Origin of the sequence: Streptococcus mitis bv. 2 str. SK95 (genome assembly GCF_000222705.1) — a bacterium.
Lineage (GTDB): Bacteria > Bacillota > Bacilli > Lactobacillales > Streptococcaceae > Streptococcus > Streptococcus mitis_AY.
In genome coordinates this window covers 1-24,965 of record NZ_AFUB01000023.1, presented here as the reverse complement: position 1 = coordinate 24,965, position 24,965 = coordinate 1, and the positions used below count along the sequence as shown (strand labels likewise).

Here is a 24,965-nt window from a genome sequence, read left to right as displayed (position 1 = left end):
TATTTTCGTATAGATGAAAGGAGCAAGTATGGAAGTAATGCAATTATTGGCTATGTTTCGTGGAACAATTCCAAAAGATAGAGAGAAAATGGCCCTATTTCTTCGTTATCAAGCGCAACATTTTGATGAGAAATGGCAGGATTTGGTAGAGAGTTTTTTGACTGAAGAGGGGAAGATAGAAGAGATACCTCATGTCTATTCGTTTCATCAAGATATTGTTTCTTTTCTAGAGGCCAGTTCTGAAAATAATGACCAAGATCTAGAAAGTTACACAAGAAATTTTGGACAAGTAGGTTTAGATAAATTATCTCAATTAAGTAATTGGGAGAAAAACTTGGTGCTAGAAGTCGCAACCTATAACCTTTCCACTCGATTTTACATCCAATCTGAAAAAGAGAAGCTAACACCATTAAGTGAGCTTGTATTTCATCAGAATCAGGATGTCAATTTAGTCAATGTCTATCGAGTTGCAAATAATCTATCTGACCGCATTAGTAGAGATATAGAGGAGTTTATTCTAATGGTTGATTCCAAAGAACTAAAAAAAGAAGTTCTTGAGATTCATTTTGAAGAAAAAGAAGGAGATGTTCTAGCCTATTTGGGTTCAGAATTGATGGCTACTTTAGATATCGTTACGAATCTTGTCCATCATGAAGAAAACTACACACAACTCCCACTGACACAAAAGCTGAAGATTATTACTCATTTTGATGAAGTAAAGGCTATAAGAGAAAAGTCTAAGCAAGTAGAGGAATCCTTATCTCCTTCAAGTGATATTGAACAGGAAACAGAAGAAACTAACTCCTTTTCTAATGTCGATAAAATTGTAGAAGAAGCTTTGAGGGAATATCCAATCGGTTCACAAGTAAGTTATAAAGGACAAGTATTTCAGTTGGTTTCGATTGAAAATGCACAGTTAAATGACTTAGTTCGCCTAGAGCTATTCAATGATTCCAACCAGTTATTTGAAGAGAATCCTATCTTATACTTGAACAGTTTGGAAGAGATTGAACAAGTATTGTCTCATGTAGAACTTGAAAAAGAAGATTCAGATATTGAGATTGAATCACCAAGTGAAAGCCAGGAAATAGATTTGTTTTCCTATCTGGAAGAAGATAATGAAAAGGATAAGGAAACAGAAACGCTTATTGTAGGCATAGAAGAGACGGATGTCCCTGTTCTAGATTTTGTTTTTCCAGATGATTTAGAGGACTTTTATCCTAAGACAAATCGAGAAAAAATTGAAACGAATATCGCCGCAATTGAACTTGTTAAAAGATTAGAAAAAGAGGGACGACAAGCGAATCCAGAAGAACAAGAGCTACTAGCCAAGTATGTCGGCTGGGGCGGTCTTGCCAATGAATTTTTCGATGAACTCAATCCAAAGTATGAAACAGAACGTTTAACTCTTAAGAGTTTAGTAAGTAAATCAGAGTACTCCACTATGAAACAAAGTTCTCTCACAGCCTATTATACAGACCCAATGATTATTCGCCAGATTTGGCAAAAATTACTGGATGATGGTTTTGAGGGAGGAAGGATATTAGATCCTTCTATGGGAACTGGGAACTTCTTTGCGGCGATGCCTAGAAGTATACGAGATAAATCAGAACTCTATGGGGTTGAATTAGACAGTGTGACAGGCGCAATCGCAAAACAACTCCACCCCAATACCCATATTGAAGTGCGAGGATTTGAAGATGTTCCCTATCAAAATAATAGTTTTGATTTAGTCTTAACGAATGTTCCTTTTGGAAATTTTCGCATTGCCGATAAAAACTATGATAAACCTTATATGATTCATGATTACTTTGTCAAACACTCACTTGATTTAGTAAGAGACGGAGGACAAGTGTCGATTATCTCATCTATCGGGACAATGGATAAGCGGACAGATAATGTCTTACAAGAGATTAAAACCAACACTCATTTTTTAGGGGGAGTTCGTTTGCCGGATACGGCTTTTAAAAAGATTGCAGGTACTCGAGTGACCACAGACCTCCTCTTCTTTCAAAAGGATCAAGCAAAGAATCTTAATGAAGATGAGCTTGTCTTTGGTGGCTCTATTCCCTTTGAGGAGGATAAGCGTGTCTGGATCAATCCTTATTTTGATGGGAAATACAATACACAAGTTTTGGGTGAATATGAGGTACGTAATTTTAATGGAGGAACTCTCAATGTTAAGGGAGTATCAGAAACATTAGCTACTGAAATAATGAAAGCATTCGAGAATGTGGAAGCACCTAAACAAATTGACAATTCTTTGAAAGCACCTGTTTTTATCAAAGAAGAAGTGGATAATTCTATCCCAAGTCGTATACGTGAGGACTTAGCGCTCTATTCTTTTGGATATGAGGGAAATCAAATTTATTACCGAGATACGCATGGCATTCGGAAAAGTTCAAAAGTAGACGAAATTAGTTATTATGTAGATGAGAAGGGAGATTTTAAAGCTTGGAACAGTTCTTTGTCTGAACATAAAATAGATCGATTCGTGCAACTTCATTTGACAGATGAGGAAGCACTAGATGTATACAAGTCAGAAGAAGCGAGTAAAAGAGGGAAATATAAGGGACTGTTCAAAAAAACTGTCTTTTATGAAAACCCCTTATCGGATAAGGATATTAGTCGTATTATGGGCATGGTTGATTTGAGAGAGACCTATCAAGCCTTAATTGAAATTCAACGTCATCCAGATTATAGTCGAACAGATTTTCAGGTATTACTTAGTAAACTCAATCGTGACTATGACCGCTTTGTAAGTCAATTTGGATACTTGAATGCCTCAGTCAATCGAAACTTATTTGATAGTGACGATAAGTATTCTTTACTTGCAAGTTTAGAAGATGAATACATCGATTCTAAAGATCAGAAAGTAAAATATAAAAAATCTTTAGCTTTTGAGAAAGCATTGGTTAGGCCAGAGAGAGTGATTACAAGAGTATCAACGGCTTTAGATGCCTTAAACTCCAGTTTATCGGATGGTAGAGGGGTTGATTTAGACTATATGGTATCAATTTACCCTGAACATAGCCAAGCTGCTATTTTAGATGAGTTAGGTGACCAGGTTTTAATGGATCCAGAAAGCTATTTAAGAGGAGAAAGAAAATATCTTTCTAAGAACCAATTTTTATCAGGAGACATTCTCAACAAGATAGAAGTAGTTCAACTATTAGTGGAGGAAAACAACCAAGAATGTGACTGGTCCCATGCTTTAGATTTGTTAGAATCTGTTCGCCCTCCACGGATTCATCTGGCAGATATTGAGTTTAAAATAGGGTCACGTTGGATTCCTCAATCCGTTTATGGTAAATTTGCCTTTGAATGTTTTACTAATCGTAAATTTGAATTGTCTTCGCCAGATGTTAAACAAGTCATTGAAGTGAATCCTGTTGATGGGCAGGTTCATTTAAGGACATCATTTGCTTATCGCTATCCAAGTGCCAAAGATAGTAGTCTTGGAGTCAGTGGGTCACGTTATGATACAGGAAGAAAGATTTTTGAGAATTTACTAAATTCAAACCAACCGACGATTACTATGACTGTTACGGAAGGAGAAAAGAAAAAGACCATCACAGATTTGGAAAAAACATCTGTTCTAAGAGCAAAAGAGCAGTATTTACAAGAGCTCTTTCAAGAATTTGTCTCACGGTATCCAGAAGTCCAACAAGTCATCGAAGAAAGTTATAATCGTCTTTATAATCGAACGGTTAGTCGAGAGTATGATGGTAGCCATCTAGTCATTGATGGCTTGGCACAAAACATCAGTCTTCGTCCTCATCAAGAGAATGCCATTCAAAGAATCGTAGAAGAAAAAAGAGCTTTATTAGCTCATGAGGTAGGTTCAGGAAAGACCTTGACCATGCTTGGTGCTGGGTTTAAATTAAAGGAGCTGGGGATGGTTCATAAGCCCTTGTATGTGGTGCCCTCTAGTTTGTCTGCTCAGTTTGGCCAAGAAATCATGAAATTTTTCCCCACTAAAAAAGTCTTTGTGACCACTAAGAAAGATTTTGTTAAGGCGAGAAGAAAACAATTTGTGTCACGTATTATTACAGGAGATTACGATGCCATTGTCATTGGGGATTCTCAATTTGAAAAAATCCCTGTCAGTAAGGAAAGACAGATGAATTATATAGAGGATAAACTCAATGAACTACGAGAGATTAAAACACATTCTGAAAATAAGTATACTGTTAAAGAAGCAGAGCAATCAATAAGTGGTCTAGAGAAACAATTGGAAGAACTCCAACGCTTTAATCGTGATAGTTTTATTGATTTTGAGAACTTAGGAATTGATTTTCTCTTTGTGGATGAAGCACATCACTTTAAAAATATTCGTCCAATTACTGGACTTGGGAATGTAGCAGGAATTACCAATACAACTTCTAAGAAGAACGTGGATATGGAAATGAAGGTTCGACAGATTCAGGAAGAACATGATTTTAAAAATATTGTCTTTGCGACAGGAACACCTGTTTCCAATTCTATTAGTGAGTTGTACACTATGATGAACTACATTCAACCGGATATCTTAAAACGCTATCAAGTTGATTATTTTGACTCTTGGGTAGGTGCTTTTGGAGAAATTCAAAACTCTATGGAATTAGCTCCTACAGGGGATAAGTACCAACCTAAGAAACGATTTAAAAAGTTTGTCAATCTACCTGAGTTGATGAAAATTTATAAAGAAACAGCCGACATTCAAACACAAGATATGTTGGATTTACCTGTTCCAGAAGCCCATATTATTCCTATTGAGAGTGAATTAACTGAAAACCAGAAACTCTATCTAGAAGAATTGGTTATGCGTTCAGATGCGGTTAAATGTGGAACAGTTGATCCGAGCCAGGATAACATGTTAAAAATTACGGGTGAGGCACGAAAACTAGCAATTGATATGCGTTTATTGGACTCTAGCTATAGTCTAGCAGACAATCATAAACTACTTCAGGTAGTGGATAATGTTGAAAGAATTTATCGTGAGGGAATGGAAAATAAGGCTACTCAGATGATTTTTTCAGATATTGGAACACCTAAGAAAAAGGACAATGGCTTTGATGTTTATTCTGAGGTTAAGGCTTTATTAGTTGATAGAGGAATCCCTAGTAAGGAAATTGCCTTTGTACATGATGCCAATAGTGATGAAAAGAAGAATAGTTTGTCTCGAAAGGTCAATGCAGGAGAGGTGCGGATTCTCCTTGCCTCAACTGAAAAAGGAGGAACAGGTTTAAATGTTCAGAGCAAGATGAAAGCAGTTCACCACCTGGATGTACCGTGGAGACCAAGTGACATTCAGCAACGCAATGGACGTATTATCCGACAGGGAAATGAAAACAAGGAAGTGGATATTTACCACTATATTACCAAAGGTTCGTTTGATAATTATCTATGGGCAACTCAGGAGAACAAACTCCGTTATATTAAGCAAATTATGACTTCTAAGGAGCCAATTCGTGCTGCAGAAGATATTGATGAACAGACTATGACAGCTTCTGATTTTAAGGCACTAGCAACAGGTAATCCTTATCTCAAACATAAGATGGAATTGGAGAATGATCTAACCCTATTAGAAAACCAAAGACGCGCCTTTCAACGCAGCAAGGATCACTATCGTCATACAATCTCTTACTGTGAAGAAAATATTCCCATTCTTGAAAAACGATTAAGTAAGTATGAATGCGACATTCAACAGTCTGAAATGTCGAAAGACCAGGCATTTTCTATGACAGTAGGTAAGCAGGCTTTTGAGCAACGAGCTGAAGCAGGTGAATCCCTACACCGTCTTATCCGTCATAATCAAGCTGACAGCAAAGAATTTCGTACCCTAGCCAGTTATCGAGGATTTGACATTAAAATGCTTAGTCTTCCAATAAATCAACCTCTTCCTGAAACCTTCTCTGTTAAGATTGTAGGAGAAAATCAGTATTCTGTCAGTTTAGATTTGTATTCTCCTTTGGGGACAATTCAAAGGCTTCAGCATACGATTGATCACATTAAAGAGGACCAAGTGAAAACACAGAACTTATTGGATGAATTAAAGGATAAATTGACTACTGCTAAGGTAGAAATTGAGAAAAATTTTCCAAAGGAAGAGGACTATCAAACAAAAAAGGCCGAATACGATGTACTCGCGCCATTGATTGAAACAGAAACGGATTTAGATATTATAGATCAAGCCTTAAGACAATTCCATGAAAAAGGAAACGAAAAGCAGGAACAACTTTCTTTTGAATTGGATTAAAAAATAGATACAAATAGCGGACAAGAAAAGAAAAGCGCGGTAGAATAAAGATAGAAAGAAACGAGGTAATAATTATGATGGAAGATACCTATTATCAATTAGAAGAGGCCTTGGTACAGGGATTTCAAACGCCTGAAGAATACCAAGCCTACAAGGAACTAAAGGAACATTATGAGGAAGTGACGGGGGATTACAGTTTTTCTAAACGAGAACTCACTAGTCAATTGGAAATCGCTCTTCAAAATCATCGAGGTTTGGACTTTGAAGAACATGAAAAAGAGGAGTATTTGGACTTAGTTCAAAAATTAGAAGAGTTTGATTCCTCTCTTGCCACCCATTATTGTCAATTGATTGACTAGAAAGGAGAAAGTCATGAATGATTTACTCCTTATCCCAGTAATTTTTTTTGCAGTAGGAGGAATTCTCATTCTTTTATGGAGACTCTTTCTTATTGCCAGTGGACTTTTCCTTATTGGTTTTATCAGTTTTCTTATTTTCGTGGAGGTCTATGGAATTTATTTGTTCTTTACTGAACCTAGTTTATATTTTGATGATATCAGACAACATGGTTTAGCTAGTTTTACGTCTGTGTACCTTCTCATCAATCTGATGTTGGTTCTAGGATTCAGTTGGCGCTTCATTAACTCCATAAATAAGAAAAAAATGTGAACTTTCTAGATAGTCAAAAGACTTTATCTGAATCTAAATTCGGATAAGGTTTTTTATTTGCCTTGATTCTTTCATATACATCATAGCTAAATTGGAGTAATAATTTATGAAAATCATTATCCTCGCTATTATTACTTGTATTTATGGCTTGTTTATGGCGTTCAATATGAGAAAGAGCTCTTCTCAAATTTTCTTCTTTTAATTTGTTCATATTTATATTATAAACTGAAGACAGCTAATTTTGATATTTTTCTCTGAACTGTACGATTTTGCGCCTGAAATGTAGGAATTACCTTTTGTTGTGATGTGATAAAACTTACAAGTTCTTTTTGTTATTCTTGACCTAGTTTTTATAGAAAGAAGGTCTAAGATGTTAAATAAAGTCAAAACTAAAGCCTTAATTAGTGTTGGAGCAGTGGCTGCAACTAGCTTTATTCTCATGATGGGATATACTGCTGGTCAACATTCTACTGCTAAACAAAGTCGCAAAGAAATCGAATTGGCTGCAGCTAAACTTGTAGAGGACAAACAAGCAGAAGATAAAGCCAGCATTTTGTCATCGGATACTGTAAAAGAATTTTTGACTCAGTACTATACGAAAGAAAAGCTCGGTGAAAATAATACACGTATTCAACCTTATATGACTGAATCGGCTTATTCTCAAGAATTGTCAAGTCAAAATGATGCCATGAACCAAGTGTATAAGGATTATATTTTGGATTATCATTTTGAAAAAGCTGATATCTTTGTCAATCAGACTACGAATCAAGCTATTGCCATGGTCTCTTATAATGTAACCTATGTATCTGATTTAAAGAATGCCAACCAATCAAAGACTAATCAGACAGAAACCAGAACAGTTAAGTTATCCTATTCTAAACTACCTGGTAAGTTATTGGTCAACCAAGTACAGGTTTGGAAATCTGGATTAGATGATTTGGATAAGGCCACTCTCAAAACTTTGGAAGAATCCTCATCTGTTCCATCACTGCCAAATACTACAACAAAATGATGATATTGCATGGAAATAGAAGAATGTAAGCAAATTTCAATTCTTGATGTAGCCAATCGTTTAGGTATCTCCTTTAAACAAGTTTCGAGCAGTGTCTATGAACATCCTGAACACGATTCATTTCGGATTTTTTCAACTACCAATACTTTTAAATGGTTTTCAAGAGATATTCAAGGTGATGTCATTGATTTTGTTCGACTTGTTAAGGGAATTTCTTTTAAAGAAGCTCTAGCTTTTCTTTCTGAAGAACCTTTTCAAAAAGAAGCTGTTCAAGAAAAAAGAGAGAGACCATTTTATTATCCTTTAAAGAGAGTAGAAGATTCTAACTGTAGTCTGGCCAGATATTATTTAACAGAATGTAGAGGAATCTCAGAAGAAATCATACAAAAGATGATTCAACAAGGTTTGATGGCACAAGCCAGTTGGAAAACAAATGAAACTGTTGAACCTATTATTGTTTTTAAAAGCTTTGATCATCGTCACAAACTGCAGGCAGCAAGCTTACAAGGGATTTATAAGAATCCCGCTCTTTCTAGAGAGAGGTTAAAAACGATTCTAAAAGGAAGCTATGGACATATTGGAATATCCTTTGACATTGGTAAACCAAACTGGTCTTTTGTGAATCGTTTATCGACTTGATGAGCTATTACGAACTTCATCAACAAAGTCTAACTGATGTTCGTTTGGTATCTATGGAGGGATTAAAAAGGTCTGTTGTTGCTTATCAAACTTTACGACTGATAGCTGAAGAAAATCAGAAGTTGGAATTTTTAGATACAGTAATACCTTCAAAGTTATTGCCTTTGATCAATACAATTCGTGATACCACCAGCTATTTTGATAATCATCCTGATTTATTGACACTGGCAGTAGATTGTGATGATGCAGGTAAAGATTTTTCTGATAAGTTATCTAGATCAGGATTTCCTGTTTTACTGGATTTACCTGATAATGAATATGGGAAAGAAAAAAGAGACTGGAACGATATTCTTCGAGAAAAGAAATCAGATTTACAATTGATGATCGAGAATGCAAAAGATTCATTGAGGAATCAACCAGTAAGACAAACCTCTCAATGTTTAGAATTGTGATAACAAAATCAAGATGTTTTAGCTAATATTAGAATGAAGGAGGATCGTATATGACCATTATTGAACGCTTAGAAGAAAAGGTCACTAGGCAAGAAAGTAAGGTAGCAAGAGAGACAGAAAAACTCGCTGCTTACAAAGAGCAACTAGAGACAGCGATGTTTGCGACGTTCAAAAGGCGTCAAAGCATTAGTCACATGAGTTTTGAAGAAGCTCTTGATCATGCTTTTGGTAAAGAAAGACAATTCGATGATTCTGAATTTAGAAAGGAGGAAATGAGTGAATGACAAAAGATTGGAATTTTAATCAACCATTAGAAAGTAAATCAGAAAATCAAGAAGATCCAGATAAAATTGCGGCCTTATTTGGAAATCATCAAGGAGGTAATGATGTAAATTATGAAGCAGCTTTTCAAAAGCGTAAACAAGCACCTGTGACGGAATCAAATCCTAGTTCTAAACCCAAAGTTACAGAGGTTAGAACAGGAAAAGAGACAGATATCACTACAAGTTATCAGCAACATCTTAAAAGACTTATTGCAGATAACAATAGCGATATTCAAAGTAGTCAAAAGAAAATTGAAGATCTACATACGTTGATTGACACAAAGAATAAAGAAAATAAGAAATTGCAGTCCATTTATGATGCGATTTCGGAATTACACTAAGCAGTCCTGATAGGCTGCTTTTTTTGAGAGGTTATAGATGTTTACAAAACTTTTTAAGAAAAACCAAGACAATAGTGATGTATTTAAGAAGCTAATTCATAGACTATCTGATATGTCTATCCAAGATCTTAAAAAAATAGATCGACTGTTAGATATCATTTTCACTCCAGATCAAGAATCAGAACAACTAAAAACAGAATCAACTTACAGAGAAGAAACTTTGGACGACACATTAAAGGAAGCTAAGAATCAACTTCATAAGGAACAATTGGAGAAGAATTTAGAGAGATTTAGGAAAAATAATCAATAACGCACCAAAATTGGTGCGTTATGCTTTTTTATGCTATAATTGAATTATAAAAATAAAGGAGAGAGCCATGATCGGAAAGAACATAAAATCCTTACGTAAAACACATGACTTAACACAACCCGAATTTGCACGAATTATAGGAATTTCTCGAAATAGCTTGAGTCGTTATGAAAATGGAACTAGTTCAGTCTCTACGGAACTAATAGACATCATCTGCCAGAAGTTTAATGTATCTTATGTCGATATTGTAGGAGAAGATAAAATGCTCAATCCTGTTGAAGATTATGAATTGACTTTAAAAATTGAAATTGTGAAAGAAAGAGGTGCTCATCTATTATCTCGACTCTATCGTTATCAAGATAGTCAGGGAATTAGCATTGATGATGAATCTAATCCTTGGATTTTAATGAGTGACGATCTATCTGACTTGATTCATACGAATATCTATTTAGTAGAAACTTTTGATGAAATAGAGAGATATAGTGGCTATTTGGATGGAATTGAACGTATGTTAGAGATATCTGAAAAACGGATGGCAGCCTAATGGAAATCCAAGATTATACCGATAGTGAATTCAAACATGCTTTAGAGCGAAACCTTCGCTCACTGACAAGAGGAAAAAAGTCCAGTAAGCAACCTATAGCGATTTTGCTTGGAGGGCAAAGTGGTGCCGGTAAGACTACAATTCATCGTATTAAACAGAAAGAATTTCAAGGAAATATTGTTATCATAGATGGTGATAGTTTTCGTTCTCAGCATCCACACTATTTAGAACTGCAGCGAGAATATGGCAAAGATAGCGTTGAATACACCAAAGATTTTGCGGGAAAAATGGTAGAGTTTTTAGTAAGAGAATTGAGTCATTTGGAATACAATCTTTTGATAGAGGGAACTTTACGAACAGTTGACGTTCCAAAGAAAACAGCACAACTATTGAAAAATAGGGGATATGAAGTACAATTATCCTTGATTGCGACCAAGCCTAAGCTGTCCTATCTGAGCACTCTTATCCGATACGAAGAACTGTACGCTATCAATCCAAATCAAGCACGCGCAACTCCAAAAGAACATCATGATTTCATTGTAAATCATCTAGTTGATAATACACGACAATTGGAAGAACTAGCTATCTTTGAAAGAATTCAAATTTACCAACGAGATAGAAGTTGTGTATATGATTCAAAAGAAAATACAACTTCAGCAGCAACCGTTCTTCATGATTTACTATTTGGAGAATGGAATCAAGTTGAGAAAGAGATGCTTAAATCTGGAGAAGAAAGATTGAAAGATTTAACGAATCGAAATGATTGTTAGATCTCAAATTATAAAATAAACTATACTTATAATTTTTGTTAGTTGTTTGAGCTGGGCGAAAAGTTTTTAAAATCAAAAAAAACGCATAGTATCAGGTGTTGAAAAAGCTTGATATTATGCGTTTTCTTGTGGGAAGATTTACTCCATTTTCTTCAGGAATTAAGATTTTGCCCAGCCTCAAAAGTTCTAATCAATTTTAATAACTCAGAAAAAGAAGACTGACAAAATTTAACTTAACAGACGAAACTATAAAAGTTGGCGACTTGAAATTGGATAAATCACAATTTGACATTCCAAAGAAAGTGACCATCCTTTCTTCACGAGTTGCACCAGTCTATAAAAATGTCAATGGCGAAAGCATTGCGACAGATGAAGTAGCTAAAATTACTTGCTCTGTACAAGATACAGACAAAATCCAAGCCTTGAAAGACCTGGGCTATTCCCTTGATGACCTCAAGGGTATTCGCTTGGAGATTGTAGACAATCTTGACAAGTTGGCTAAATCCGTTGAAAAGGATGAGCTGAACTCACTTGTAGTAGAACTTGTCAATCCAGAAGTCCACCTTAGTTGGCGAGCTAATAATAATGGTGGTGGAAATTGGGGAGGCTTAAAACTAGTGGCAACTGATATTAAATTTATTGGAGCCTAGACATGGATAACTCAGTGATGTTAGACTACTTAGCCGTAACGATTAAATGCTTAGCTCCAGATGATGTCATTGAGAAAATCCTCATTCTTCCTAAAGATAAGTTTGTTCTCAATGAATGGGGGATAAACAAGTACCAAAGGCATTATGCCTTCTCAGAGATAAAGGTTAACTTCAATAAAGACTGGGAATCAAAAATGGGAGTTTTTATCGAACTGAGAGGGCAGGGGTGCCGTCAGTATGAAGAATACATGAAAAGCAATGTCAATAACTGGGTAACCCTGATGAAACGCATTTCTGAATGCCATAGTAACTTTACAAGACTAGATATCGCCAATGATATTTTTGATGATAGCCTATCCGTCCCGCTTATTTATAGTTATTGTAAAAAGCAAAAAGACACCATGAGAGGAGCTGTAGAAAGGCTGGAAAAGTTGATTAATAATAAGAACTAAGTGTTGAAAGGAGGATACTGCCTCCTTCTCTATTTGACATAGATATTTTTTTAGGATATAATTTAATCCGAAATCAGACTAAAAGAGATGTAAGGAATTATTTTGGAAACAGATTTTATAAAGCAATTATCAGTACAAGAGAAAGAATTCTCATCTCTTTATCGTGTCATGGCTAAGAATTTTGGGCTATCTGAGAGTAGCGTGTGGGTCTGTTATTTTTTATTAGTAAATAGTGGTGATATCACTCAGCAGGACTTGGTTGAACAGATGATGTTCCCAAAACAAACCATTCACTCTTCGGTAAAAAAGTTGAGTGCTGACCAATATGTAAGGGTGACGCCACTACCAAGTTCTCGTAAGAGTAAGAAATTGTCCTTGACTGAAAAAGGCAAAACTTATATAGAGATGACCGTTGCTAAAATAGTGGAAGCAGAAAAAGAAGCAATAAGGGGCATGGGGCAAGAGGATATGCAAAAATATGTTGAACTTCAAGGAAAATATCTAACTCTTGTGAAGAATGAATTTACTAAAGCTGAGCTGTTAACTTTAACTGACAATATGGAGAATAATTGATGGAAATAGATAGTATTGAAATTTTTGGTGCTAAAGAGCACAATCTAAAAGACTTTGATGTGACGATTCCTAAGAATAAGCTAGTGGTTTTTGCAGGTGTTTCAGGTTCGGGGAAGTCTTCCCTTGTCTTTGATACGCTAGCAAGAGAAAGTAGTAGACAGTGGCAGGATAGTTATCCTCTCTTTTTACGGAACAAGCTACCTCACTATGAGCGTCCTCACGTAGACGAAATTAAAAATTTACCCCCATCTATCGTTGTCAATCAGAAAGCTTTAAGGACTAATACTCGTTCAACAGTCGGGACGGCTATGGACATTGCTCCGCTTATTCGTCTGCTGTTTTCACGGGTTGGTCAACCGAGTGCGGGTGGCTCAATGGCTTATTCTTTCAATCATCCTGCAGGGATGTGTCCTATTTGTACTGGGATTGGGAAGGTTTATCAGTTAATTGAGGATAAGATTTTTGATACCACAAAATCATTGAATGAAGGTGCTATTAATTTTAGTCAATTTTCGAGTGGCTGGCAGGCTTATCTTTACAAAAATAATCCTTTACTTGATGCAGATAAAAAGTTAGCTGATTTTTCTGAGGAAGAATGGCAGATTTTGCGAGAAGGAAGCGATGAAATAGTCAAGGTTGAATTTCGTTCTAATAATACGGGGAGTGTGGACCGTGTTGACTATGAAGGTGTAATTCCGCGTTTCTACCGCCTCTATCTGAAAAGGGATATTTCTAAGCTGAAAAAATCATTGCAAGAAGAAGTGCTATCTCTTGTCATTCAGGTACCTTGTGCCAGTTGTGAAGGCTCGGGACTAAACCCCAAGGCCTTAGCTTCTAAGATAAACGGGCATAATATTGTTGACTATATGAACTTATCAGTCAGTGAACTCTTGCCTTTACTTGAAGAAGTTGATAGTCCTTTAGGTCAATCATTAGTTGCACAAATCAAGTATGCTATTAAGCGGATGGAGACAGTTGGGATTGGTTATTTATCTTTGTCTCGGAAGACAGAAACCTTATCAGGTGGTGAGATACAACGGGTCAAGTTGGTGCGACACATTGGTTCCAGCCTAAGTAATGTCAACTACGTTTTTGATGAACCGACTGCAGGTCTGCACCCTCATGATGCCGAGAAAATCGGTCAGCTCTTGTTGGATTTAAGAGATAAGCACAACAATATTTTGGTTGTGGAACATAGCCGACAAATGTTAGCTTTAGCGGATGAAGTCATTGAATTGGGACCATTGGCTGGTCGGGAAGGCGGTAGGCTAATTTTTCAAGGAAGTCTTGTAGAGTTGCAAAAAGCTGACACCTTCACAACCCGTGTCCTAAAACAACCACTTAGACTGAATCAAGACCCACTAGCTTGGACAGAATATTTTGCCATCAAAGATGCTACTGCAAATAATCTTAAACAGGTTAATACAAAAATCCCTAAGGGAATCTTGACCGCAGTAACGGGTGTCGCGGGTTCAGGGAAGAGCTCTCTGATTGGTGTCGAATTTATCGAAAATTACCCAGATGCCATTATCATCGATCAAAAACCTATTGGTACCTCCATTCGTTCCACACCAGCAACTTACTTAGGAATAATGGATGAAATTCGAAAATTATTTGCCAAAGCCAACAATGTAACCCCTAGTTGGTTTAGCTATAATTCAAAAGGTGCTTGTCCAATTTGCAAGGGAACTGGAAAAATCGTTTATGACATGGCTTTTGCGGATTCAGTTGAGGTCGTTTGTGAGGAGTGCGGGGGTCACCGTTATAATCCTAAAGCGCTCAGCTATCGTTATCAGAATTTCACAATTGAAGAGATTTTGAATCTAACTGTCGAAGAAGCATTAACAGTTTTTTCTTCGAACGATAAGATTTGTCAATCTCTGTCAGTCATGAAGGAAGTTGGCTTAGATTATCTGACTTTAGGTCAGCCCACAAGTACCTTGTCAGGTGGAGAAGTGCAACGAGTTAAGTTAGCTAGTAAGTTACAAGAGTCAGGACAAATCTTTGTTCTCGACGAACCAAGCACAGGTCTGCATGGTAAGGATGTTGAACAACTGCTTAGTTTACTAAGACGCCTCGTCAATCAAGGGAATACGGTTGTGATGATTGAACATCGCTTAGAACTTATTGCTCAAGCTGATTGGATAATTGATTTAGGACCCGAGGGCGGAAAGAATGGGGGTTATATTTTATTCGAAGGCAAACCAAGAGATATTATCAGTTGTGAAGAGTCTCAAACGGGGAAATATTTGAAAGAAATTTTAAATTTCAGTTAAAATACGTCAATTGCTTCTAATCAGACAAAACCACATTATAAAAACAAAAAAGCCTAGAAACGTTGATTTCATAGGCTTTTGGTATATTGTCTTACTTAACTTCTGATAAGTAGAAGATTTATATTTGTAGTTAATCTTATGCCCTTGTAAAAATTTTGTATTTTTGAATGTTTTTTTAAAGAAATAATATTTAAAATACAGAGATAAAATATATCCAAATAAAGAATAGTGTAAAATTTGAATTACCTTCATAGCTTTCCTTTCATATTATAATAGTTTATCAAATGAAGAAAGATTAGTATTATTGAGATACTAAAAAGTATCTATTTCATCATGAAATGTCTAAATTAAGAAAATTTCCACCATTTGAGATAGTATAGAAACCATTTGAGATTTTTATAATTTAATTTCCATCATTCTGATAAGATTAAACTGATTGAAGGAGGCTAAATATGAAAGACTACATTTTATATCAAGATAGAGCTATAGTAAAGGTACCACTCTCTAAAATTTATTTTGTTACAACTCACCCAACAAAAGCTCATGCTGTTCTTTTTGTAACAGCCGAAGGGAATTTTAAAGCTTCAACCTCACTATCTAAAATTGAAGCAGAAAGTACAGAAGAACTTATTAGATGCCATAGAAAGTTTCTTGTGAATAAAGATAAAATAACAGGATTTAACCATGAGACAAGAACGATTATGTTTCTGGATGATAGTGTATCAGACATTGCTTGTTCTAAAGACACTTTACAATATTAAAAAATCAGTGGAAAAATATATAAGAGTGAAATAGTGAATATTTTTATACTAGAAGATAATTTTTTACAACAGACTAGAATTGAAAATATTGTCAAAAAAATTTTGGTTGATAGTAAGTTTGAGTATAGGCATTTTGAGGTTTATGGAAAACCTCAACAGCTTTTAGAGGACATTTCAGAGAGAGGAAGTCATCATTTATTTTTCTTGATATTGAAATAAAAGATGATGACAAAAGAGGACTAGACGTTGCTAGAGAAATTAGAAAACTTGATTCTCAAGCAGTGATTGCTTTTGTAACATCACATTCTGAGTTTATGCCTGTATCTTTTGAATATTTAGTATCAGCTATTGATTTCATTGATAAAGAATTACCTGAACCATTATTTATTAAACGAATTGAAAATGTTATTTCAAGTGTTAGCGATAATCAAGGAAGAACAGTATCTGGGGACTCTTTTATATTTACAGGATTCAAAGCTCAAATTCAAGTGCCTTTTAAAGATTTATTGTACATTGAAACATCGACAATTGCTCATAAATTGACTCTTTATTCAAAAAGTGACATAGTTGAATTCTATGGGCAATTATCTGAAATTATTGAACAGGAACCACGTTTATTTCAATGTCATAGATCGTTTATCGTAAATCCTTATAATATATCTTTAATTGATAAAGAAAATCGGGTAGTTCATTTTCAAAACGGGTCTTCTTGTATTGTCTCTAGGTTAAAAATTCGTTCACTCTTGAAAGTTGTAGAAAGACTTCATGACTAAGGAGATTTAGATGATATTTTTACTAGATATTATAGGTGTTTTTTTATTGTATAATCTTATTCTTCATTATCAATCATCAAACACTCCGCCTGTAAGCTGGTACGTGAGGTAAATGTGCTCCAAGGTTTTTACAATTCGCGCCACATGAAATTATTTAAGCATATCCTTTTCTTTCATTACCATTTTCTGTTATAATGTATTGTATTTCTAAAGTAGAAAGGTATTAATATGACAACTCTTATTAAGCATAAACGTGTAGAATTTTCAGAACTATTTTATGACCTAGTGTTTGTTTTTGCAATTTCAAAAGCAACTGCTTTAATTCACCCTCTTCATAGCGGTGTTGTGGCTTGGGATTCTTTACTTGATTTCTTCATCTCTGTCATGGTTATCATCAATTCCTGGATGATTCAAACCATTTATACCAATCGCTATGGAACAAACTCGTTATTTAACATGGTAATCATGTTTATCAACATGGGACTTATGCTCTTTATGTCCAATATGATTGGATACAATTGGCAACAATGGTTCTATTATACCTGTTGGGCTGTTGGTACATTGACCCTTACCTTATTTTTTCAATATTTGGTTGAATTTTTTAGAAAATCAACCGATAATACTGATCGGGAAAGTATCAAAGGTTTTCTATGGTTAACAGGTCTAGGAAGTTTAGGAGTCTATCTGGCAGCTCTTTTTCCTATTTACGTTGGAGTCTATATCTTTATTGCTAGTATTCTGCTAACATTTATTGTGCCAATTTTCTTGATTACTAAAGATGAGCATTTCCAGGTAAATCTTCCCCATTTAATCGAGCGCGTCTCCCTTCTTGTGATTATTACGTTTGGAGAGATGGTTGTTGGGCTAGCTAGCTTCTTTACAGTCGAGAATTTCTCGATTTATTCGGTTCTCAATTTCGTTATCATGCTTTCCCTGTTCTTGTTTTATTTTGGCGAATTTGACCATGCTATTGATGAAGGATCTAGTCAAAAGGGATTATTTGTAATTTATAGTCACTATCCTATTTTCATCGGGCTTATGTTGATGACAGTTTCGATGGGTTATCTCCTGAATCCCGAGGCTAATCTTCTCGTTGCAATCAGCTTCTTTTATATCGGAATTGGCCTCTTCCAAGCTGCTGTCCTAGCAAATGGGCCCTATAACAAAAACTATCTTCGCTATCCGAGAAGTTACTACTGTGCTCAAGCGACACTCTATCTGGCTGCCTTGATTCTCTCTTTGCTTTTCGCTTCTAATCCTATAACAGTGTTGAGTATTGCAACCATTTTTACTCTAGCTATAGCCATTCATTTTATTTATTTTTATGTGACACAGAATAAAAAATATTCCAAATCTAACTGGGGGTTCTTTTAATGAGTTTATAGCATTAAAAAAGCCTTGGTTTTCCAAGGCTTTTTTTTCATTAATTTGTTTTTCCATTTTATCCTCCGATTTGAACTCGCACTGACATTTATTTATAACAACACTATATATCTAGTATGGCATAATCATTAGGTATTATAGATTTTCAAACCAAATGTGAGTCATTCGTTTTTGCCCCACTTTTGCCACGTTTTTAAAGCCTGACAGTGAAAACACCTAAAAGTATTTCCCTAAAATCAGCTATATTTCAACACTTTTGTTTATTTTCAATATGAAAAGTTCTTACAAATTCATGGTGGAGGCATCGTTCTAATCGGCTTAAAACTAATCCCATTACTTTCAAATGTATTGAAGTAAGGAGAGTAACGTCATTACTGACAAAGTCTAATTTAATTTACTAATCTAGTAAATTTATTCTTTTAGATAACTAGGTATTTAAATATAGTACTACTAATTTATTTATTTAAAATTACAAATCTATTGGTAGCTTTTTGGTAGCTAAACAGACAAATTTTATAATGTTTATCAAAGTGAACATAAAAAGAATGTTGATTTGTCAGCATTCTTTTTTATTTCAAATGTATTCTCGGAATTAGAACTTGGGGGTTATTAAACTCTTGATTTTTTCAACAAGCTATGGTATTCTTTTGTTAGTTAATAAACTTACAAAAAGGAGAACAAATGTTTTCACCTACTAAATTAAAAGAAAAAGAGAAAGTCAAGGGTTATCGCAATCACAACTTGCATCCAGTTTGGGAATCAGTAGAGTCTCATACTTTAATTGGGAATCAGGTAAAACAAAACCGAATCAAAATAATCTAAGTAAGTTGAGCCAGATTTTAACTGTCGACCCTTGCTATTTTGAATCAGAGTATGAAATAGTTGAAACTTATCTCAAACTAACGGAAAAGAATCAAAAAGCGACACTTCATTATGCTACAGAATTGTTGAACAAACAGAATGAGAAGGTTGTAGACATTCCTGAGCGTTTTGCTTATAAGGTCTACGAAAAATTATCAGCTGGTACAGGAACAGCTTATTTTGATGATGGTAATTACGATACAGTTTACTTTAATCACCAATTTGATTATGACTTTGCATCATGGGTGTTTGGTAATTCGATGGAACCAACATATGAAAATGGTTCTGTAGCCCTTATTAAGCAAACAGGATTTGATTATGATGGAGCTATCTATGCCATAGATTGGGATGGTCAAACCTATATCAAGAAAGTGTATCGTGAAGAAAATGGGCTACGTTTAGTTTCACTCAATCGGAACTATTCAGATAAGTTTGCGCCTTATGATGAGAATCCTCGTATCATAGGGAAAATTGTTGGAAACTTTATGCCTTTAGAGGACTGAGTATGACTTGGTTTGATTATAGTCTCGAACCTAAAAGCGATATTGCCTTTATTGATATGAAATCTTTTTACGCAAGTGTAGAGTGTGTAGATAGAGGCCTGCATCCACTTAAGACTTCACTTTGTGTTATGAGTCGAGCAGATAATTCTGCTGGGTTAATCCTTGCTTCCTCTCCTATGTTTAAGAAGGTATTTGGGAAATCAAATGTTGGACGTTCCTATGATTTACCATTTGATGTAAAGACTAGAAAGTTCTCTTACTATAATGCTAGAAAGCAAGGGTTACCGACAACGATAGACTATGTTCACTATATAGAGGAATGGGCAAAATCAACTGTGATTGTTCCTCCGAGAATGGATACTTATATTGCAGTCAATATGGAGATTCAAAAAATCTTTCAAGATTTTGCAGCACCAGACGATATTTATCCCTACTCAATTGATGAAGGATTTATAGATTTAACCAGTTCATTAAATTATTTTGTGCCTGATAAAAGTATTAGTCGAAAAGATAAGTTAGACATCATCTCAGCTGCTATTCAAAAAAAGATTTGGAGAAAAACAGGAATTTATTCAACGGTAGGTATGTCTAATGCCAATCCCTTATTAGCGAAGTTAGCACTAGATAATGAAGCTAAAAAGACTCCGACAATGAGAGCCAATTGGTCCTATGAAGATGTTGAAAAGAAAGTATGGTCTATCCCTAAAATGACAGATTTCTGGGGAATTGGGAATCGTATGGAGAAAAGATTACATAGTTTAGGCATCTTTTCGATTAAAGAATTGGCACAAGCTAATCCTGACTTGATTAAAAAAGAGCTTGGTATCATGGGCTTAGAGTTATGGTTTCATGCTAATGGGATTGATGAAAGTAATGTTCATAAACCTTATAAGCCAAAGTCAAAAGGGATAGGGAACTCTCAAGTTTTACCTAGAGATTATGTCAAACAAAGAGATATTGAGATCATACTTCGTGAGATGGCAGAACAAGTTGCTGTTAGATTGAGAAGAGCTGGTAAGAAAGCAACTGTAGTTTCTATACACTTAGGGTATTCTAAAGTGGAACAGAAACGATCTATTCATACTCAAATGAAGATTGAACCAACTAATCAAACAGCACTACTGACAAACTATGTTTTAAAGTTATTTCACACTAAATATACTTCAGGAGCTATCAGAAGTGTTGCAGTGAGCTATTCAGGTTTAGTAGATGAATCATTTGGATTGATTTCATTATTTGATGAAGTTGAGAAAATAGAAAAAGAAGAAAGGCTCCAGTCCGCAATCGATGCTATTCGAACAGAATTTGGTTTTACTTCATTATTGAAAGGGAATGCCCTGGATCAGGCTTCCAGAACAATTGCAAGAAGTAAACTCATTGGTGGTCATTCAGCTGGAGGATTAGATGGACTAAAATGATGAATCGTTCTTATTTACCTTTTTTGTCTGCAAGAGAGTATCAAGACCGTGGGATGGCTAAGTGGTTGGGATTCTTTTTGTCAGAACATTCAAGTTCTCTTTGGGAAGAAAAAAATAGAGAAGATATCTCCATTTCCCTATCAACGGAAGAGAAAGTTCTATTTGTTCGTCAACTTTATACGAATGCATTCCCAGCAACTTTTGTTTGTAAGCTCTCAAATAGAAGAAAAGTAGTCTCGGGTATTGTTAAAGAGATGGGGAGAGAGTCTATATCCATTAAATCAGACTTTGGTTTTTTTCGCTTAAAATGGGAAGATATACTCGATATACAGATAGAAGGGGTAGATTTATATGAATCGTAAAGAATTATATGATGATAAATTGCAGCTAGATTATTTTTCTGATTCTTATTTACGGTTTGAGTCAGATTTTTACAAGTATTCTGCTTTAGACATACCATTAACATTTATCACTGATGATATTTTACGTACAATGGCTATGTCTCAAAAACATTATTTTAAACTTAATAAAAGTAAATCTTTAGATAATCGTGATCATTACTTTGTTTTTTCTATCAAGATGAACAAAGATAGTAGTGGGATTAGGCAGTATGAATATCAAAGACATTGTTTTAGTTTGTAAGAGTCCGACAAGGCTCTTTTTTCTGTGATAATTTTATCAAAAAATATTTGTTATACTTTTTTTAATTTAGATTTATCTTGGGGGTTTGGGGGCGTACCACCACATTTTCATATCGCTTGTTTTTTGAACCGTGAGGTTTGAAATGGCAGGCGATATGATTTTTGAGATATTGTGGACACAATATCTGAGCTCGCAAAGCCATACAGAATGCTGAATTTTGATTTTGCAAGTTTCCCGTGATTGACACGGGGTCGGGGATCGTACGACCATGCATGAAAGTGAGGAAATAGTATGTCAGAACAATACAGAGACATTCGCAAAGAAGTTAATTTAACCGCAAATGAACTAGAAATGATTGAGATGATGATGAAAAAGAAGGGATTTGAACACTTCTCTCCATTTGCTAGAGATAAGTTACTGGTGGAAGAGTTTGAAATGACTGCTGAAAAGTGGTTCACTTTCTGGCAATCTCAAAAGCTAGAACAAATCAGTCGTGATATTTATGAGATTTTAATCTTATCAAGGGCAGAACATCAAGTCACCCAAGAACATGTATCCATTCTCTTAACCTGCGTTCAGGAATTGATTCAAGAAATAGGGAACTCCATTCCTCTTAGTCAAGACTTCCGTAAAAAATACATGGGGTAGGAACATGGAAAATCGTTACCGAACTAATCTAAAGAAAGTTTTCCTATCTGATAGCGAATTGGGTCAGTTGAAACATTGTATCGACCAAAGCGGTTGTCAATCTTTTTCAGAATATGCTCGACGAACTCTACTCGATCCTGGTATGAATTTCATCACCATTGATACAACTGGTTATCAAGATTTGGTGTTTGAGTTGAAGAGGATTGGCAACAATATTAACCAGATTGCCCGAAGTGTAAACCAATCTCAGTTAATTTCAAATGATGAATTGAAGAACTTGAAAAAAGGAATCTCCGAATTGATAAGAGAGGTAGAGAAAGAGTTTAGTATTCAAGCTAAAAAGTTGAGGGAGTTTCATGGTTATCACTAAACACTTTGCCATTCACGGCAAGAGTTACCGCAGAAAACTTATCAAGTATATCCTCAATCCTGAAAAAACTAAGAACCTTGCCTTGGTGTCGGACTACGGCATGCGAAATTTTTTGGATTTTCCCAGTTACGAAGAGATGGTGCAGATGTATCAGGAAAATTTCATTAGCAACGATACGCTTTACGATTTTCGCCATGACAGACAGGAGGAGAATCAGAGAAAAATTCATGCTCACCACATCATTCAGTCTTTCTCTCCAGAGGATCATCTCACTCCAGAACAAGTTAATCAGATTGGCTATGAGGCCATGAAGGAGCTGACGGGTGGAAAATTTCGTTTTATCGTTGCGACCCATGTTGATAAAGGTCATCTGCATAATCATATTATCATCAATTCAGTAGATAGCAATTCAGACAAAAAACTTAAGTGGGATTATAAAGTGGAGCAAAACCTTCGCATGATTTCTGACCGTTTTTCTAAAATTGCTGGTGCTAAAATCATTGAGAACCGCTATTCTCACCAGCAGTATGAAGTCTATCGCAAGACCAATCACAAGTATGAGATTAAGCAGCGACTCTATTTTTTGATGGAATATTCTAGAGACTTTGACGATTTCAAAAAGAAGGCTCCGTTACTACATGTGGAAATGGATTTCAGTCACAAGCATGCGACCTTTTTCATGACGGACTCAACTATGAAACAGGTGATGCGAGGAAATAAACTCAATCGCAAGCAACCTTACACAGAAGAATTTTTCAAGCAATACTTTGCTAAAAGAGAAATGGAAATCCTCATGGAATTTCTCTTACCAAAAGTTGAGAATGTAGATGATTTACTTCAGAAGGCAAAACTCTTTGGACTAACTATCACTCCCAAGCAAAAGCATGTTTTTTTTCAATTTGCAGGAGTGGAGGTGAAGGAGACTGAGCTAAACCAGAAAAATCTTTATGATGTCGAATTTTTCCAAGGTTATTTTGAGAATAGAAAAGATTGGCAGTCACCAGAAGGTGAGGATTTAGTTCAAGTTTATCAAGAAGAGAAATTCTCCAAAGAAAAAGAACTCCCAACGGTAGAGAAATTCTGGGAGTCCTATCATGAGTTTAAGAGTAACAGAGATGCTGTTCATGAGTTTGAAGTGGAATTGAATCTCAATCAGATCGAAAAAGTAGTGAATGATGGTATTTATATCAAGGTCAAGTTTGGTATTTGTCAGGAGGGACTTATCTTTGTACCCAATATGCAACTTGATATTGAAGAGGAAAAGGTGAAGGTTTTCATCAGGGAGACCAGCTCCTACTATGTCTACCACAAAGACGCTGCCGAGAAAAATCGCTATATGAAAGGGCGAAACTTGATTAGACAGTTCAGTTCTGAAAATCAATCCATTCCATTCCGTAGAAAGATGACAGTCGATATGATTAAAGAGAAGATTACAGAAGTGGATGCTTTGATTAAACTGGATGTGGGAAATAAATCTTATGTTGCGATTAAAGACGAACTGGTGTATGAACTAGCTCAGTCTGAATTGAAAATCAATCTCTTGCAAAAACGAATGTCAATCTTAAATCAAGTAGCAGAATATTTACTGGATTCAATTGAAAACAAGCAAGCGATGAAATTGAATCTTTCAAAACTGAATATAACCAAGGAAATTAGTATTGATGTTGTTGAGAAGGAGCTGAAGGAGCTAGGTAATCAGCTGGCATTAGAAAGTGCTAGGTATGAAAAGGTGGTGTTTAAACTGGATAAGTTTGTAAAACATTTGACTAAAGAAGGATTAGCATATCAAGAGAGTAGAGATATTTAGGTAATATTTAAAAATCTAGCACATTTCCAAAAACAATGTGGTGAGTATAATCAAAAAAACTGTATCAGACTTCTAAAATAAGACAGCAATCTTAACTTGATTACCATCTTAATAAGAATTATTGTCTCAAAGTATTGGTATACTTGATAATATAGTAGGGAAATGCACGGTGTTTAATTTGTAGATATTGGAAACTATTAAGAGGATGTTAATTCGTTTAAATAATTTTCTATTTGTATGTACATCAGTTTATTTTCGAATATCCTGCATAAATCTTTGGCATCTTTATAGTATTCAATCATTTGTTCTTTACCGATAATATCTTCTCCAGCATTACCCAGTAATATTAATAAAGGTGCTAATTGATAGGTTGTTTGCCAATTTTTACAAATTTCTATGGTTTCTAGAGCCTCTGCTACAGCTTCTATTTTTTTTCTTCTCCGAGTAAGTAATGTGCATGGTTATATTTCACTCTAATATAGCCATACAAATAATCTGAAGAACTAAAATCTTCATTTTTGTAAATTGATATTAGTAACTCATAATT

At 35.2% G+C, this 24,965-nt stretch carries 22 protein-coding genes and 4 pseudogenes; 25 read left to right on the top strand and 1 reads right to left on the bottom strand.

Annotated features, from left to right (window positions below):
• The first annotated feature begins 28 nt into the window (after nucleotides 1-28).
• The 3 genes from HMPREF9965_RS05530 to HMPREF9965_RS0102300 all read left to right on the top strand — a co-directional run bounded on the left by HMPREF9965_RS05530 (nucleotide 29) and on the right by HMPREF9965_RS0102300 (nucleotide 6,910).
• Complete coding sequence (locus HMPREF9965_RS05530; protein ID WP_000453512.1) at nucleotides 29-6,241, top strand: DEAD/DEAH box helicase family protein; 6,213 nt, start codon at nucleotides 29-31, stop codon at nucleotides 6,239-6,241.
• Nucleotides 6,242-6,315: 74 nt separating this feature from the next.
• Entirely contained in the window at nucleotides 6,316-6,600 is a 285-nt protein-coding gene (locus tag HMPREF9965_RS05525) for a DUF5962 family protein (RefSeq protein WP_000969638.1), read from the top strand.
• Nucleotides 6,601-6,613: 13 nt separating this feature from the next.
• The gene (locus HMPREF9965_RS0102300; RefSeq protein WP_000998886.1) at nucleotides 6,614-6,910 is read left to right on the top strand and encodes a DUF5966 family protein; all 297 of its coding nucleotides are present in this window, start codon (nucleotides 6,614-6,616) and stop codon (nucleotides 6,908-6,910) included.
• 13 nt (nucleotides 6,911-6,923) lie between these two features.
• On the opposite strand, the gene HMPREF9965_RS12745 is transcribed toward HMPREF9965_RS0102300, so the two are convergent.
• Complete coding sequence (locus HMPREF9965_RS12745; RefSeq protein ID WP_001841477.1) at nucleotides 6,924-7,121, bottom strand: hypothetical protein; 198 nt, start codon at nucleotides 7,119-7,121, stop codon at nucleotides 6,924-6,926.
• A gap of 159 nt (nucleotides 7,122-7,280) precedes the next feature.
• Here HMPREF9965_RS12745 and HMPREF9965_RS05520 point away from each other — a divergent pair, with 159 nt between their 5' ends.
• The 22 genes and pseudogenes from HMPREF9965_RS05520 to HMPREF9965_RS05425 all read left to right on the top strand — a co-directional run bounded on the left by HMPREF9965_RS05520 (nucleotide 7,281) and on the right by HMPREF9965_RS05425 (nucleotide 24,418).
• Nucleotides 7,281-7,922, top strand: coding sequence for a hypothetical protein (locus HMPREF9965_RS05520; RefSeq protein ID WP_000933081.1), 642 nt, complete (start codon nucleotides 7,281-7,283; stop codon nucleotides 7,920-7,922).
• A gap of 9 nt (nucleotides 7,923-7,931) precedes the next feature.
• Nucleotides 7,932-9,013, top strand: a pseudogene (locus tag HMPREF9965_RS13335) (DNA primase).
• Between the two features lie 50 nt (nucleotides 9,014-9,063).
• Nucleotides 9,064-9,297 (top strand): DUF5965 family protein, encoded by a 234-nt coding sequence (locus HMPREF9965_RS05510; protein ID WP_000152420.1) that lies wholly within the window; start codon nucleotides 9,064-9,066, stop codon nucleotides 9,295-9,297.
• Complete coding sequence (locus tag HMPREF9965_RS05505; RefSeq protein WP_000159211.1) at nucleotides 9,294-9,677, top strand: DUF5945 family protein; 384 nt, start codon at nucleotides 9,294-9,296, stop codon at nucleotides 9,675-9,677. The genes HMPREF9965_RS05510 and HMPREF9965_RS05505 overlap by 4 nt, the downstream gene beginning before the upstream one ends.
• 37 nt (nucleotides 9,678-9,714) lie before the next feature.
• The gene (locus tag HMPREF9965_RS05500) at nucleotides 9,715-9,987 is read left to right on the top strand and encodes a hypothetical protein (protein ID WP_000494444.1); all 273 of its coding nucleotides are present in this window, start codon (nucleotides 9,715-9,717) and stop codon (nucleotides 9,985-9,987) included.
• 67 nt (nucleotides 9,988-10,054) lie between these two features.
• Nucleotides 10,055-10,531: a type II toxin-antitoxin system antitoxin PezA gene (gene pezA, locus HMPREF9965_RS05495; protein WP_000579611.1), complete on the top strand. Its 477-nt coding sequence runs from the start codon at nucleotides 10,055-10,057 to the stop codon at nucleotides 10,529-10,531.
• The gene (pezT, locus tag HMPREF9965_RS05490; protein ID WP_000405379.1) at nucleotides 10,531-11,301 is read left to right on the top strand and encodes a type II toxin-antitoxin system toxin PezT; all 771 of its coding nucleotides are present in this window, start codon (nucleotides 10,531-10,533) and stop codon (nucleotides 11,299-11,301) included. Before pezA ends, pezT begins: the two co-directional genes overlap by 1 nt.
• A gap of 218 nt (nucleotides 11,302-11,519) precedes the next feature.
• Nucleotides 11,520-11,951, top strand: coding sequence for a hypothetical protein (locus HMPREF9965_RS05485; RefSeq protein ID WP_025169729.1), 432 nt, complete (start codon nucleotides 11,520-11,522; stop codon nucleotides 11,949-11,951).
• Nucleotides 11,952-11,953: 2 nt separating this feature from the next.
• Nucleotides 11,954-12,343: pseudogene (locus HMPREF9965_RS05480) on the top strand (replication initiation factor domain-containing protein); the annotation flags it as partial.
• 162 nt (nucleotides 12,344-12,505) lie between these two features.
• The gene (locus HMPREF9965_RS05475) at nucleotides 12,506-12,976 is read left to right on the top strand and encodes a MarR family transcriptional regulator (protein ID WP_000447038.1); all 471 of its coding nucleotides are present in this window, start codon (nucleotides 12,506-12,508) and stop codon (nucleotides 12,974-12,976) included.
• Nucleotides 12,976-15,252: an ATP-binding cassette domain-containing protein gene (locus HMPREF9965_RS05470; protein ID WP_000401875.1), complete on the top strand. Its 2,277-nt coding sequence runs from the start codon at nucleotides 12,976-12,978 to the stop codon at nucleotides 15,250-15,252. The genes HMPREF9965_RS05475 and HMPREF9965_RS05470 overlap by 1 nt, the downstream gene beginning before the upstream one ends.
• A gap of 452 nt (nucleotides 15,253-15,704) precedes the next feature.
• Nucleotides 15,705-16,013, top strand: a complete 309-nt coding sequence (locus HMPREF9965_RS0102285) for a LytTR family transcriptional regulator DNA-binding domain-containing protein (protein WP_000656274.1) — start codon at nucleotides 15,705-15,707, stop codon at nucleotides 16,011-16,013.
• Between the two features lie 33 nt (nucleotides 16,014-16,046).
• Nucleotides 16,047-16,786: pseudogene (locus HMPREF9965_RS05465) on the top strand (response regulator transcription factor).
• A 228-nt stretch (nucleotides 16,787-17,014) separates the two neighbouring features.
• Nucleotides 17,015-18,160, top strand: coding sequence for a low temperature requirement protein A (locus HMPREF9965_RS05460; protein WP_000209242.1), 1,146 nt, complete (start codon nucleotides 17,015-17,017; stop codon nucleotides 18,158-18,160).
• A gap of 297 nt (nucleotides 18,161-18,457) precedes the next feature.
• Complete coding sequence (locus HMPREF9965_RS12990) at nucleotides 18,458-18,526, top strand: Maff2 family mobile element protein (protein WP_373852502.1); 69 nt, start codon at nucleotides 18,458-18,460, stop codon at nucleotides 18,524-18,526.
• Between the two features lie 324 nt (nucleotides 18,527-18,850).
• A pseudogene (locus tag HMPREF9965_RS05455) lies at nucleotides 18,851-19,533 on the top strand (S24 family peptidase).
• Nucleotides 19,534-19,535: 2 nt separating this feature from the next.
• Complete coding sequence (locus HMPREF9965_RS05450; RefSeq protein ID WP_000219658.1) at nucleotides 19,536-20,951, top strand: Y-family DNA polymerase; 1,416 nt, start codon at nucleotides 19,536-19,538, stop codon at nucleotides 20,949-20,951.
• On the top strand, nucleotides 20,948-21,313 hold the full coding sequence (locus HMPREF9965_RS05445; RefSeq protein ID WP_000981956.1) for a hypothetical protein: 366 nt from the start codon (nucleotides 20,948-20,950) through the stop codon (nucleotides 21,311-21,313). Before HMPREF9965_RS05450 ends, HMPREF9965_RS05445 begins: the two co-directional genes overlap by 4 nt.
• Entirely contained in the window at nucleotides 21,303-21,593 is a 291-nt protein-coding gene (locus tag HMPREF9965_RS05440) for a DUF5960 family protein (protein ID WP_001080188.1), read from the top strand. The genes HMPREF9965_RS05445 and HMPREF9965_RS05440 overlap by 11 nt, the downstream gene beginning before the upstream one ends.
• A 291-nt stretch (nucleotides 21,594-21,884) precedes the next feature.
• Nucleotides 21,885-22,241, top strand: coding sequence for an SAG1252 family conjugative relaxosome accessory protein (locus tag HMPREF9965_RS05435; RefSeq protein WP_000003751.1), 357 nt, complete (start codon nucleotides 21,885-21,887; stop codon nucleotides 22,239-22,241).
• 4 nt (nucleotides 22,242-22,245) lie between these two features.
• Nucleotides 22,246-22,611: a MobC family plasmid mobilization relaxosome protein gene (locus HMPREF9965_RS05430; RefSeq protein ID WP_000431636.1), complete on the top strand. Its 366-nt coding sequence runs from the start codon at nucleotides 22,246-22,248 to the stop codon at nucleotides 22,609-22,611.
• The gene (locus tag HMPREF9965_RS05425; RefSeq protein WP_000237142.1) at nucleotides 22,598-24,418 is read left to right on the top strand and encodes an SAG1250 family conjugative relaxase; all 1,821 of its coding nucleotides are present in this window, start codon (nucleotides 22,598-22,600) and stop codon (nucleotides 24,416-24,418) included. Before HMPREF9965_RS05430 ends, HMPREF9965_RS05425 begins: the two co-directional genes overlap by 14 nt.
• The last annotated feature ends 547 nt before the right edge of the window (nucleotides 24,419-24,965 follow it).